We start from the raw sequence: 13029 nt of genomic DNA on the forward strand, positions 1-13029 counted from the left end.
AGAGGGCACTTGTCCTCTTCCTTTTTTCATGGTGTATGGATTTGCTGTATGAGCCACTCTCTCGCTTCCTCCTCTGCAAGAATGACTGGCTGCTCCAAGGTACCGATATTTATGCTTTTGATAAAAGCTTCTTCTATACCTGTTATCCCTTTTAGTTGTGCTCCTTGAAACAATACTTCTTGGAACCAGGAAACACTGATATCTACACCTTTCAAATTGGCATCACGAAAGTCGGCTTGAGAAAAGAGCGCGTTCACTAGCTTTGCATGCCGTAAGTCTGCTCGGGCAAACACAGTTTCGAAGCAAGAGCTTTTGACGAAGGTCGCCCGTTGCAAATTGGCACCTGTAAAATCTGCATAGTCTGCCTCGCTTTTGGTGAAAATGGCATTTTCCAAATTCGCTGATTGAAAGGTAGAGGAAAACAGATGTGCCGCATAAAAATCTTTATCCTTTAGATTCATTCCGTCAAAAGTACTGGCGATCAAACGAGATTGGTCCAAAGGGTACTCTGCTACGTCTATGGAGCGAAAGTCTACTTCATCAACGACTAATCTCTCACCCGTTTCCCCAATCGAATCAATCCATTGCTTGTGCAAATCTAATTGCTTCAGAACAACCCTGCAAGGTAAAAGCAAACACAATCTCCTCCCCTTCTATCTGCACATCATAATGAGCCTGATGTTTGTCCAGCACGGCTTTGACGATGGATAGTCCTAGTCCCGTTCCGCTAAGCTGTTTACTGCGAGACTGCTCGATCACATAAAATGGCTCCCAAATTTGCTTCAATTGCGCGGCGTCTATACGTCCGACCCCATTTTTGATCGAAAAAACGACGGTATCCCCCGTCTGTCTGATCGAAATATCAATGCGTCCATTTGTCGTGTACGTGACAGCATTACCAAGCAGATTACCGAGCACCATTTCCAGCTTGTCACGATCAGCCCACACACAATCATCCGCATCCGATTCCTTTTGGATCGTGAGCTCGATTGCTTCCTGCTGGATAAGCAGCTGGTATTTCTCCAAGGTTTGTTCCAGCACAGCATGAAGAGAGAGGGCCGTAAACGAATATTGGTCTGTTTGGTAGCGGGACAATTCCAGCAGCTTATTGACCAACTCCGCGATACCGTCTGTCTGCTTTTCAATAACGGTCAGAAAGGTTCCGTCATCCAAGCCATCCTTGATACCCGCTGTATACGCCTTAATTAGAGCCAGTGGCGTTTTTAACTCATGAGAAATATCCGAAATAAACGTACGCAGATTCCGGTTTCTCGCTTCCAGCTCTTCGTGAGCGCGTTGGAGCTTGTCACTCATCCGGTTAATACTCTGGGCCAATTCCTCTATCTCATCGCCCGTCCGAATGTCTGCCTTTTGAAAACGCAGATTGGAAATCTCCTCCGCCGTATCCTTCAGCTGTGCGAGTGGGTCAATCATCCGTTTGGCAAACATCCCGCCCACGACAACGGTCAAGAGCAACGCCCCCAGAAAAATATACGTATTGAACTGATTCACAATGCGAATCGTATCACTGGAATACGCAACCGATTCACTGATCGCGAAAACCACTCGCTCCTTCATCATGAACCGGACGAGTACATTCGATTTCAATTTTTCTTGCATATACAGCTTGTTTACGTATTCGCCATCCTGTAAGGAAGCAACAGTCTCCTCCGTGACCCAAAACTTGCTGAGCGGTAATCTTTTTTGGGCAAAAAGCGCGTGCAGAGCTTCGTTCAAATCATCGTTGTTTCCCGTATACGAGGCATACACAATCGTGACGCGATATTCATTTTCAAGCCGTTCGATCTCTTTTTGCAGAGCATCTGCCGTGAATTCTTTTATCTGGGAAGTAATCGCGGACAACGTATTTTTCTTCTCATACAAAAAATACTTCGGCAAAAAGAACGTGTTAATGAGAAAAGACAAGACGTACACGACAGCAACCACAATGGCAATCTGCACAAACAGCCGCCGCCCCATCTTATTTATCCGGATTTTCAAAACTGTACCCCATCCCTCGATGTGTTTTTATCCAGTTATCGCCGATCTTCTCTCGCAAACGACGAATATGGGTGTCCACGGTTCTTTCCTCACCGAAATAATCAAATCCCCACACATGGTCGAGTAAGGCTTTTCGCGTCAATACTTTCCCTTCATGCTGCACAAAGTACTTCATGAGCTGGAATTCCTTGTTGGTCACATGCAGGTCTCGTCCAGCGTGGTATATTTTTTGCGCCTCCAAATCTACCTTGATCTGTCCAAACGTGTACTGCCCATCCAGATGCAGCATCTTTTTGGCACGCACTAACAAGATTCTCGGGTCAAACGGCTTTCGCACGTAATCGTCGGCTCCCGCTTGCAAGGCGTAAAGCTCGTCATCGATTTCCCCTTTGGCTGTAAGCATCAAGACTTTTACGGTACTATTTGCCTTGATTTCCTTACATACCTCGATGCCACTTACTTGAGGCATCATCCAGTCTAGGATCGCCAGGTCGATTTGTTCGTTGTACACCATATTGAGCGCTTCTTGCCCATTTTTGGCGGTATATGTAGTGAAGCCTTCTTTTTCGAAGTAGGCTTTCACGATTTTGACCATGTATTCTTCATCATCCGCGATCAAAATGTTCATGTGCAGCTCCTTTTAGCAATGCCCACACCTTGTCGACTGCTCTTTCATCCTTATTTTTCCTCATTTTCGCCAGATAAGTCTCGCGATTTTTGTACAGGGCAAGGATTCTCGCCACAAACCTCTGTGTCGTCATCTGTTCCTGTAAAAGTACATCTGCGTAACCCGCAGCTTGAAAGTTTTGGGCGTTCACGAGTTGACCTGTACGTGCACCCCCGTTCGTATGCGGGAGGAGAAGCATCGGCTTTTGCAAGGCGAGCAATTCAGAAATCGCATTGGAACCAGCCCGGGATACAACCACATCGGCAGCTGCCAATAAATCAGCCAATTCCTCTCCTACGAAATCATACTGCTTATAGCCCGGGTAATGAACAGAATAATCGACCTTTCCTTGCCCACATATGTGAATGATTTGGAATTGGGACAGCAAATTTGGCAGTGCCTCGCGAACAACACGGTTGATCGTCTCGGCCCCTTGACTCCCTCCCATAATCAACAGCACGGGCTGCTTTTCATGAAACCCGCAGGCGGTCATTCCACGCAGACGCTTGCCATCCTTGAGCGACTCCTTGATGAGCGGCCCGACATGGATCGCTTTTTCGGTGTTCAGCTTTCTCTTTGTTTCCGCAAATGTCGTGCATACTGAATCTGCAAAAGGCAGGCAAAGCCTATTGGCAAGCCCCATATGCACGTCTGGCTCATGAATGATGGTTCTGATCTTGTTCATGCGGGCGCCGAGCACGACGGGAACCGAGACGAAGCCACCCAGTGAGTACACGACATCCGGCTTTATCTGCCGTATCAAGAAATAGGCTTGAAAGATGCCACGGAGCACCTGGAGAACATCCGTTACGTTTTTCCATGAGAAGTACCTCCGCAGCTTTCCAGTCGAGATACTGTGATACTGTACTGTTTTTTGTGCTTCTACGAGCTGTTTTTCTATTCCTGTCTCTGAGCCGATATAGTGAACATTCCAGCCTTCTTGCAAGCATTTAGGGATCATGACGAGATTGCCTGTTACGTGCCCTGCAGAACCGCCGCCTGTAAACAAAATGGTTTTCATGCTAGGAAACCTCCTGCCCGCAGCATTGCTCTGGTCTCTTCCTTGGTCATGACCATCGACTCGGAATGGAAGCTGGAAAAGTCGACCCTCGGATATGCAGTGTAATACGCTTGCAGCTCTTCTTGTGGAAAAGCAGGCAGGATGACAAAGTATTGGTCGTTCAAATCAATCGTTCTGTCGCTTTCCATCTCGGATACGAGCATTTCATATCGCTTTTCACCTGGGCGCATCCCGATGGTGACAATACGGCTGCCCTGTGCTCCCGCCTCTTCTCTGAGGACCTCCGCTATATCCATGATCCGGCAAGAGGGCATTTTCAATACAAAGGTTTCTCCGCCCAGACTATTATGCGTAGCCGTAAAGAGCAGGTGGATCGCCTCTTCCAGACTCAAGAAAAATCTCGTCATTTCCCCATCTGTCACCCCAAGATCCAATCCTTGTTGCAATTGGTTTTTGAAAAGGGGGATCACACTGCCTGTCGATCCCAAAACATTGCCGCTTCGCACACAAACAAACCGGGTACTAACATCCCGCGTGTTGGCCTGAATGATCAGTCGTTCCCCAATCGCCTTGGTCATCCCATACGTACTGGAAGGATTGGAGGCTTTGTCTGTGGAGACGTAGATGACCTTTTGTACACCGTTGGCAATGGCCGCCTCGATGACATTTTGCGTGCCGATCACGTTTGTTTTGAAGGCAATATACGGTTGGTTTTCGCAAACCGGGACATGCTTCAATGCCGCAAGATGATACACACAATCGACCTGCTGGCACGCCTGCATCAATTCCTCCTGATCCCGAATGTCTCCATTCATAAAACGCAGTCGTTTATCTTGAAAATGATGGCTCATTTCTACTTGCAGTGCTTCATTACGTGAAAAAATACGGATTTCTTTTGGCTGCTGCGGCAGGAGTTGCTTCACGAGCTCCCAACCCCAAGAGCCTGTACCACCCGTTATTAAAATGATTTTGTTTTTCATCTGATGTACCTCCGAAGCATTCATGTGACTGACATGAATATCGTAGAGGTCGTATGTTACGCCAGTATGACAAATCTTCGTAGAAACGAAAAAATGACGCCAGAAACGATTTCTAACGTCACTTTGTCCTTACAGCTCTGCTCTTCCCGTTCGGATCGCATAGGCATAGTCTCTGCGCCCGTTTTCCTCTGCTTTTCTGGCTGCCTGCTCGAAATCATACGGAACCAATACGTGCTCGACTAGCCACGAGCCGCCTTGTTGTTTTACCGTGACGTACTTGGCATGGGGCGTCTTCGATTCCATCGAATGCGGGTACGGCGCTTCCTCAAAATACGCTGGAAGTCCCACGCTTCCCGGGTTTACCACGAGCTTGCCATCTGGCAGCCATACAGATTTGGGCACATGAGAGTGTCCGCAAAAAATGACCTGCTGCTGAATGCCAGTCAGCTCGATCATTAAGGCATTTGCGCTTTTGTCTTCTATCCCATATGGAGCGACATTCTCTAATAAGTACACATCATCGGCAAAAGGTGTGCCGTGGCAAAACAAGAGATCGTCAAACGTCCACTGCTTTTGGAATGACCCGATCCAGCTGAGCATTTCTTGTGTAAGCAGTGGCTTCACGTATTCGAAGGTGATGGACTCCATTTGCTCTTCCAGTAAATATCTGTCACAATTACCCATGATGTGGATGATCGTAGATCGCTCCATTAAGAGCTCTGCCGTTTTGATCGGATCAAGCGGTCCAAATAAAGCGTCGCCTAAATTCACAATGGTTTGAATACCGCGGGAATCAATATCGTGCAGCACTGCTTCCAATGCATAGGCGTTGCTGTGTATGTCGGAGATCACCGCGATGGAATGGTTGTTTTGGCTCAAAGTCATATACTCCTTTACGAAATTCGAAGCATCTGTGCTTATAGTATTACTGCAAAATTATGTAGATTTCCTGCTCCATTTAAGTGATGGCGGCATACGTGATAGATCAAGAGGATGCCCTTCTAGCAAACGAAGAGAGGCATCCTCTTCCTATGTTATTTTCAAATTTTATGAAAAAGTTTGAGAGGGGGGCACCCTCGTTTTCGTCTATAGTAGTGAACACCAAAAAGGAAAGCTGCGCAGCACCTTTTTGCAAGGAGGTAACAAACATGCAGGACGATCGAGAGGTCATTGCGGAGGTTCTTCAAGGAAATAAAGAGGCTTATGCTCTGATCGTCAATAAATACAAGGGAAAAATCGGTTCGATTCTTGGGCGCACGCTCCACCATTCTCATGATGCCGAAGACATGGTGCAGGAGGTTTTTATCAAGGCGTACTACAGTCTGCCAGATTATAAACCCAACTACTCCTTCTCTGCCTGGCTGTATCGAATCGCGATCAACCGCGGGATTGACGAGCTGCGGAAACGAAAGCGGATGCCTTCCGTAACGGAGATGGATGTCGAGGTCAAAGACGAATGTCCGATCCCGGAGGAAGATTATCTGGAAAAAGAACAGCGTCATGCTTTGCGACAGCAGATGATGACACTGGACAAGAACCACAGGACGATTCTCGCTTTGCATTATCTCCAGCACCTAAGCTACCGAGAGATTGGCCACAAACTATCTTTGTCCGTAGATACTGTGAGAATGCGCCTTTCCTATGCCAGGAAAAAGCTGCGAGACCAGCTAAGTAAGCCGGAGAAAAAAGGGGGAACCCCGCTTTGAATTGCCTTACGCAAAGACAGCTGATCGCCTACATGGAAGATCGTTTATCACCAGTGAACAAACGAAATATCGAAAGTCATCTCGATCATTGCACACACTGCCAGCACCAGCTGGAACAATGGATCGATGAGCTGCACCAAACGGAAGAAACGATGTGGGAAGACTCCCTCTCAGCAAATATGGATCAAAAGATTATTCAGATGCTCTCCCCTCATCCCGTGAGAGTATTGAACCCTGTTATCCCTTCACACCAACCACCTGCGTGGAAACAAAGGAGTATCACCATCATGAAAAGAATGACACTTGCCGCCGCTGCATTAACCGTCGTCGTATCGGGAGGAATGCTGGTCTCCCCGACCTTTGCTAGTTATGTCCATGCTGCTTTTACGAACAGCCCGATTGGCAAGGCTGATCCTGTAGCACTTGTGAGCAATAGCTTCCTGCAAAAACTAGCGGACAAAGGAATTGCTCAAGCAGCCAAGAATGGATTCGCGCAGTCCGTTGAGGTAAGTACGACCGATCAAGGCCTCACTTTTACTGTGCATGAAGTGGTCGCTGACCCGCTGCGTATTAGCATAGCAGCTTCTTTAAAAGACAAGAACGGTAAGCCGACGGACGGTTTTTTGAGCCAAATGATCAGAAGAGATAAGAAGGAGCAAGTCATTACAATCAAAGACAAACAAGGGAACGTACTGAAGCCTGTTGAGTCATCTGCAAATGATGAAGATTGGCACAATGTTATGTATACAGATACCGGTACCATGTCCTTGAATCGTGAGCTGCGCAGCTACTTTGCTGATATCAGTGAAATTCCGGACGAGCTGATTGTAGAGTTCAACATTAAACAATTGGGCGACATCAAAGGAAACTGGAAGCTGTCCGTACCTGTTGACATGAAAAAGGCAAAGGCCGCGACGAAGACACATGAGATCAACAAAACATACACGACTCCGCAAGGGCTCAAGCTGGACGTAAAACAGATGACGTTTGCACCGAGTGGGATGGAAATGGTCGTAGATCGCTCGAATACGGATAACCAGCGAAAAGAATACAGCTACGAGCTAGTCAATGAAAAGGGCACAGTTGTCGCCGCTTGGGATTCCGATGCTGTCACCCGTAAAGCCAGCAAACAAAGCAATGTCATCCCGTATTTGAAATGGGATCATACCCGCTCTACTGAAAATGGAACAAGAGACTTCCACTACTTCCAACCAATCGACGAAAGCCAAAGCCTCACCTTCAAGCTCGGGTCTGTATATACAGAGGAAACAGCTAAGCTTAACGCGAAATTGGACACCGATCGCCTTGAGAAGAAAGAAGTCATCACAGCGGAAGTCCAGGGAGATCAGTTTACTTTCAAAAAATATCAAAAGGATCCAAACGCGGTCGTTGATTTTGAAGGCTATGACGGGTATCACCGCGTAAATGACGATGGGTCTACCACCAAAGTGGAGGGCTACCACCTGACATTCGAGGCAACTCTCTCTCCAGATACTGCCGCTATGGGTCCATATCAATACTGGACCATTACAGACGAGACTGGGAAAAAGTACGAAGACGCCGACTACTTGATCGACAAGACTGAGTATGAAAATGGCCGGGCGATTTTTGGCGGTTCCATCTTCTTGAAAAACCTCACATCCCTGCCTAAACAACTGATCATTACTTCCGAGAAACGCATGGTTGAACACAAAAATGTGGAGTGGGAAGTACCGATTTACGACGGAAAATAAGAGACATCTTCATACGCAAAAGGCTGGTGGTACCCTTCGTACCGCCAGCCTTTTTTCAAGTGATATATTCCTGCTGCAAAATCCCCATATGGACGATATCATGCCATTTTCCCTCTCGAAACAAAAACTGCCGCGAGACCCCCTCCTGCTTGAATCCGAGTCTCTCATACAGCTTTATGGCTTTTTCGTTAAAGGAAAAGACGCGCAGCGATACCCGATGTAGGTTCATTTCCATGAATGCATAATCCAGCAGCAGCTTCAGCGCTTCTCGTGCATACCCTTTTCCCCAGTATTCCTTCTCTCCAATATCGATGATACACTCCGCATTGCGGTTTTTCAGGTCGATTTGAATGAGAGAAGTAATCCCGATCGGTCGATTGGTTTGGCTGTCTACGATCATGTAGCTCTTCGAGGAGCTTGCTTGTAGGATGACCTGATTCACAAACCCGTTCGTATCGTCCCAGGTAAAGACGTCCATAGACGGACTCGTTGTCCGCATGATTTCCACGTCATTTCTCCACGTGTGGTAGACGTCCACATCCTCCCCCGTCATTTTTCTCAGATAGATTCTCTCTGATTGAAACAACATTCTTCCCCCTCCTTATTGCACCGGTCCCAGCATCGCTCTCAATGAAAACAACAGTGCTTCCATCTGCACAGACACTTTCGTTTTCTCTGCGCCCAAATGCGCGGTATCCAGCATCAGTCCATCGATAACCGAGATGAGATAGCGAGCAATCGCCTCAGGTGGTAGCTGTGGCTTGAACTCACCTGTCGCTGTCCCATGCGCGAAGAAAGCCGTCAACACATCCACCATTTTTTCATAGCGAGTCGTGATGTATGGATAGCTCTGTTGCTTTTGCTGATCTTTCAGTGACAGGAAAAACTCTGAGTTGGCTTGGGATAGTGTTTGTTCGATTTTCTCGATCTCGACCTGCTGTTTGGAGACCCATTTGATGACTTGCTGCCAAGACGTTTCGCCAGCAATCGGTGTGAAAAACTGTACATCCTGTTGATCTTCGAATTGCAGCAGCTCCAAATATAAGTGCTCCAGGTTATCAAAGTAGGCGTACAAGGCTCCCCGCGATACACCAGCCTCTTCCATGACGTCTTGCATGGTGGCCCGTGTATAGCCTTTTGTGATGAACACACGTTTTGCCGCTTGTAGCAGTTCGATTTTCTTTTTGGTTTTGTATTCGTCGCTTACTTTTGGGGCCATGGGGTTCGGGCCTACCTCCTTCGAACAAAATATACATAGATGTCGTTTTTGTTGGTGAGATCATTATAAACGACACTAATGTCGTTTTTCAACTCCTCATGATTTCTTTCAACGGGAATAGCCGCATGTCCAATCATTGGAAAAATCATGGCATATTCTGTGTTAAATTGTCATGAAAGGATGGGGCATTCTTGAAAAGAAAAAAGTCGAAGGGTCTCAAGAAAGTCTTTGGACGTTTGGTACAATATGGACCTTATCTGGAACGTCGTAGAGACCTAAGTAATCATCTGAGAGATGAATGTAATGAGTTGAATCCGAATAATCCGAGCGGGGCTTTTTGTTGTTACCATTGCAGTAGATGTGCCATATATGGTAATCGTTTTGGTGACTATGACTGCAATTATTGTAATTCCGCAGAATGTAGGGGCGGATGAACGGCGTTCCTAGGTATAGAAAACGCGAAAAAGCACCCTGCTTCACCAGTAACAGTGATCCAGGGTGCTAAAACAGCAACTCACTCTATTGCGTCCGATCCGGTATGACAAACGACACCGTTGTTCCTTCACCCGGCTTACTCGTGATGCGCAAGCCCTTCCCGTACATTTGCGTCAGTCTGCGATTCGTGTTGGATACTCCGATTCCGCCTCTTTCCTTCTTCGACAAGTCGAGAATTTGACGCACAGTCTCTTTCTCCATCCCAATACCGTCATCCTTCACCTCAAAAAGAGTGGCATTCTTTTGCCGGACGATGCGGATATGAAGAGTTCCTCCCTCTATTCGGGTAAGAAGACCATGGTTAATTGCATTCTCCACCAAAGGCTGAATGGTCAGTGGCGGGATGAGAAGATCGATATCTGGCTCAATTTCCCACACGATCTGTAACCGCTCGCCAAATCGTTCCTTTTCAATGTAAAGATACGCTTGGACGAGCTCTAGCTCATGGGAGAGTGTGACTTGTTTTCCTGTATTCAAAAAGTCGAAGCTGATGTGCAAGAAGGCGGTAAACGCATCCCCGAGTTTACGCATCTTCTCCGTATCAATGTCACTCAATGCCATAATCGAGCTAAGTGTGTTGAACAAGAAATGCGGGTGAATCTGCGCCTGCAAGTAGGCAGCCTCCATGCGCAATCGTTCATCGACTGTTTGCTTGAGCGTCGTCAACGACCAGACGCGATATTTCAGCTCCATGCCATCGACTGGTTTGCATACATAGTCATTCGCACCAGACAAATACCCGGTGTATACATCTTCAGACTGGCTGCGCGCCGTTAAGAGCAAGATCGGAAGCTCGGAAACAGAGAAATGCTCCCGTACCTTTTGCGTCAGCTCGTAGCCCGACATATGCGGCATCATGACATCGATGATAAGCAAGTCCCACTGCTCTGTAAAAAGCAGATCGAGCGCGTCTCTTGGCGATGTGCACGTAGTGATTTGGTAATGCGAGGATGAGAGCATTCGATCCAGCACCCTTAGGTTAACCGGGTCGTCATCGATCGCTAATATGTTCGCCTTTCGGTCAACAGATGCATGCGCAGCCGTTTGCTGAAAAGCCAAGATATCTGGGGCTTCACTATGCCTCATCTGGTTGCTAGCCGTCACTTGATTGTTCTTATCCATCTGCTCCACATATTGGCTCTCTGCTGCCTTCATCTCATCTGTACTAACCACGGGCAGCCAGAAGCTAAATACCGAACCTTTGCCCGGTTCAGAGTCGACTCTCAGTTCGCTATCATGCAGATCTACCAGCTGTGTACAAATAGCAAGACCGAGGCCGATTCCTCCCCCATCGTTCGTTGCTTGCGCTCCCTGCTCATACGGCAAAAATATACGTGCCTTGGTCTGCTCATCCATCCCGATTCCTGTATCGGATACATAGATCGCCACCTGTCCGTCCACGATCTCAGCAGAAACGACGACAGATCCTTCTTCTGTGAATTTCAGTGCATTGTGAACAAGATTGAACAGAATCTGGACTAGCCGCTTCTCATCTGCCAAGATTGCCGGGATAGACTCTGGTATGTCCATTTTCAGTTGAACAGGCTTGCCTTCTACCAGGTAGGTGAGCATGCTGATGATGCCAGAAACAACCGATTGAATATGCAACGGCTTCTTCTGCAACACGATATGCTTGTCCTGCAACCGTACGACATCTAGCAAATCGTCCAGTAAATGCGACATTCTGCGGCTGATCGTGATTAAGAGCTCCATATCCTGCGTGCTGCGACCGCCCATGACATGCCTTTCATTGTTCACGACAGTCTGGGCGATATTCATGATGCCGTGCAATGGCGTTCTCAGTTCGTGAGAGGTATGGGCGAGAAACTGGTCTTTGAGCTTGTCGGCTTCTTTCAATTGCTCCGTTAGCTGTGCCTTTTCCGCTGAATTGCGAAAGAATCGCTTGAACCAATAGGCAGAAAAGCTGACAAGCGCAGCAATCAGGTCGAGCGGATAATACACGTACTTGATATCGATGATTTTATATTCCATGAGTGCGGACCATATAACATTGGAAAAAATACTCATAGCAGCGATTAGCAAAAATACAACATCATGCTTGTTTTGCATGAGCATGCGGCTGATCCTGAATACAATTAGCAACAACGGGCCGAAATAAAGAATAACCAAAAATGGCGTTCCAGCTAAAATATACACCCATTGTGCCGTTCCCAGTATGATAACTGCCGAATAAAGACTGAACACGGAAAGATATGCCCTGAACGGCTTGACGTTTTCTTTCTCTCCCTGTTCAGATAGACTTCTGACCAATAATATCATCAGTAAAGGCTGCCATATGTAGGCGAGCACTTCTACCTTGAGCGCCCATGTATAATCGATCGGGAGCCAAAGTAACAGCAGATTGTCATAATCGGACACAGTCTTTATCCCCACGCAGGAAAGCAACAGCCAAATCACCAGAAACTCTTTGTGACGGGCATTCAATATGTACAGGATGCCTGCATACAAGCCATGTAGCAACAAGATGAGGAAGATTGTCATCTGGAAGCCGATAGAATACCAACGTTCGGTGTCAACAGCGGCCTGCGACCCGAAGTAAATCGATCTGACGATGCCCCCTTCGATTGGATTATGAAAGTTGGCCGTTCGGACGAGCACTTCAATGACCTTTGCATCACCTGCAATGTACGTAGCCGTGGAGGATTGCTTCCGCGGAATGTAATCTTCCGCTGTTGTCGCAGGCACTCCGACTCTGGCTAATATCTGTCCGTTAACCTCTATGGTGGAAGATGCGTCCACTTGCGGAACCCATAAGGTGTATGGCTGATTTAGGGGTTGATCGACCAAGATACGTAAACGGTATGTTCCATAACCATACGATGATGGAGAGTCCCTAGAAAAAGCGCTGCTCCAATTGCCAGGCACTTGAACGTATTGTCGTTCGTCATTCGATGATTGCTTGAGATCTTCATGCGTGATCAAAGATTCAGGGAAAAACTCCCATTCCCCATCCAGTGAAATGGACGGGGAATTTTCAAAGTCCCACCCGCGCATATCAAGAACGCCTTGAACCACAGGCGGATGCTCTGGAAACGCATGAAACGAAAACCAGAACGTTCGAAGACCTAGAAGAAATGCTAAAAACAAGAGAAGAATCACAAGATGCTTACTTATGAGTGCTTTTGAATGACTCCGATTATGGTTACTTAGCTTTATCATAGTAAGCATCTTTCGACACGCTTCGAA

11 protein-coding genes are annotated in these 13029 nt (G+C 47.2%); 2 read left to right on the plus strand and 9 right to left on the minus strand.

Annotated features, from left to right (window positions below; genetic code table 11):
- Window positions 1-26: 26 nt before the first annotated feature.
- The 6 genes from HPY28_RS12770 to HPY28_RS12795 form a co-directional block, all read right to left on the minus strand.
- Window positions 27-635 carry a pentapeptide repeat-containing protein gene (locus tag HPY28_RS12770; protein ID WP_174230670.1) on the minus strand — a complete coding sequence of 203 codons (609 nt, stop codon included), beginning with the start codon at window positions 633-635 and terminating at the stop codon, window positions 27-29.
- On the minus strand, window positions 577-2001 hold the full coding sequence (locus tag HPY28_RS12775; RefSeq protein ID WP_174230671.1) for a sensor histidine kinase: 1425 nt from the start codon (window positions 1999-2001) through the stop codon (window positions 577-579). Before HPY28_RS12775 ends, HPY28_RS12770 begins: the two co-directional genes overlap by 59 nt.
- Complete coding sequence (locus tag HPY28_RS12780; RefSeq protein WP_173622668.1) at window positions 1982-2629, minus strand: response regulator transcription factor; 648 nt, start codon at window positions 2627-2629, stop codon at window positions 1982-1984. The genes HPY28_RS12775 and HPY28_RS12780 overlap by 20 nt, the downstream gene beginning before the upstream one ends.
- Complete coding sequence (locus tag HPY28_RS12785) at window positions 2607-3689, minus strand: undecaprenyldiphospho-muramoylpentapeptide beta-N-acetylglucosaminyltransferase (RefSeq protein ID WP_174230672.1); 1083 nt, start codon at window positions 3687-3689, stop codon at window positions 2607-2609. Before HPY28_RS12785 ends, HPY28_RS12780 begins: the two co-directional genes overlap by 23 nt.
- Window positions 3686-4669 (minus strand): polysaccharide biosynthesis protein, encoded by a 984-nt coding sequence (locus HPY28_RS12790; RefSeq protein WP_174230673.1) that lies wholly within the window; start codon window positions 4667-4669, stop codon window positions 3686-3688. Before HPY28_RS12790 ends, HPY28_RS12785 begins: the two co-directional genes overlap by 4 nt.
- Window positions 4670-4798: 129 nt before the next feature.
- Complete coding sequence (locus HPY28_RS12795; protein ID WP_174230674.1) at window positions 4799-5554, minus strand: metallophosphoesterase family protein; 756 nt, start codon at window positions 5552-5554, stop codon at window positions 4799-4801.
- A gap of 263 nt (window positions 5555-5817) precedes the next feature.
- On the opposite strand from HPY28_RS12795, the gene HPY28_RS12800 reads away from it, so the two are divergent.
- A complete protein-coding gene (locus HPY28_RS12800) occupies window positions 5818-6375 on the plus strand; it encodes an RNA polymerase sigma factor (protein WP_173622664.1) in 558 nt (185 codons plus the stop codon).
- The gene (locus tag HPY28_RS12805) at window positions 6372-8108 is read left to right on the plus strand and encodes a DUF4179 domain-containing protein (protein ID WP_174230675.1); all 1737 of its coding nucleotides are present in this window, start codon (window positions 6372-6374) and stop codon (window positions 8106-8108) included. The genes HPY28_RS12800 and HPY28_RS12805 overlap by 4 nt, the downstream gene beginning before the upstream one ends.
- A 55-nt stretch (window positions 8109-8163) precedes the next feature.
- On the opposite strand, the gene HPY28_RS12810 is transcribed toward HPY28_RS12805, so the two are convergent.
- The 3 genes from HPY28_RS12810 to HPY28_RS12820 form a co-directional block, all read right to left on the minus strand.
- Entirely contained in the window at window positions 8164-8697 is a 534-nt protein-coding gene (locus HPY28_RS12810; RefSeq protein WP_174230676.1) for a GNAT family N-acetyltransferase, read from the minus strand.
- A gap of 12 nt (window positions 8698-8709) precedes the next feature.
- Window positions 8710-9327 carry a TetR/AcrR family transcriptional regulator gene (locus HPY28_RS12815; protein ID WP_174230677.1) on the minus strand — a complete coding sequence of 206 codons (618 nt, stop codon included), beginning with the start codon at window positions 9325-9327 and terminating at the stop codon, window positions 8710-8712.
- Between the two features lie 519 nt (window positions 9328-9846).
- Window positions 9847-13011: a hybrid sensor histidine kinase/response regulator gene (locus HPY28_RS12820; protein WP_174230678.1), complete on the minus strand. Its 3165-nt coding sequence runs from the start codon at window positions 13009-13011 to the stop codon at window positions 9847-9849.
- Between the last annotated feature and the right edge of the window lie 18 nt (window positions 13012-13029).

It is taken from the genome of Brevibacillus sp. HB1.2, assembly GCF_013332495.1.
GTDB lineage: Bacteria > Bacillota > Bacilli > Brevibacillales > Brevibacillaceae > Brevibacillus > Brevibacillus porteri.

What these genes read in the sequence shown, in the direction of transcription:
- HPY28_RS12780 (WP_173622668.1), bottom strand. Translation starts at nt 2,629, where the DNA reads ATGAACATTTTGATCGCGGATGATGAAGAATACATGGTCAAAATCGTG.
- HPY28_RS12785 (WP_174230672.1), bottom strand. Translation starts at nt 3,689, where the DNA reads ATGAAAACCATTTTGTTTACAGGCGGCGGTTCTGCAGGGCACGTAACA.
- HPY28_RS12790 (WP_174230673.1), bottom strand. Translation starts at nt 4,669, where the DNA reads ATGAAAAACAAAATCATTTTAATAACGGGTGGTACAGGCTCTTGGGGT.
- HPY28_RS12795 (WP_174230674.1), bottom strand. Translation starts at nt 5,554, where the DNA reads ATGACTTTGAGCCAAAACAACCATTCCATCGCGGTGATCTCCGACATA.
- HPY28_RS12800 (WP_173622664.1), top strand. Translation starts at nt 5,818, where the DNA reads ATGCAGGACGATCGAGAGGTCATTGCGGAGGTTCTTCAAGGAAATAAA.
- HPY28_RS12810 (WP_174230676.1), bottom strand. Translation starts at nt 8,697, where the DNA reads ATGTTGTTTCAATCAGAGAGAATCTATCTGAGAAAAATGACGGGGGAG.
- HPY28_RS12815 (WP_174230677.1), bottom strand. Translation starts at nt 9,327, where the DNA reads ATGGCCCCAAAAGTAAGCGACGAATACAAAACCAAAAAGAAAATCGAA.
- HPY28_RS12820 (WP_174230678.1), bottom strand. Translation starts at nt 13,011, where the DNA reads ATGCTTACTATGATAAAGCTAAGTAACCATAATCGGAGTCATTCAAAA.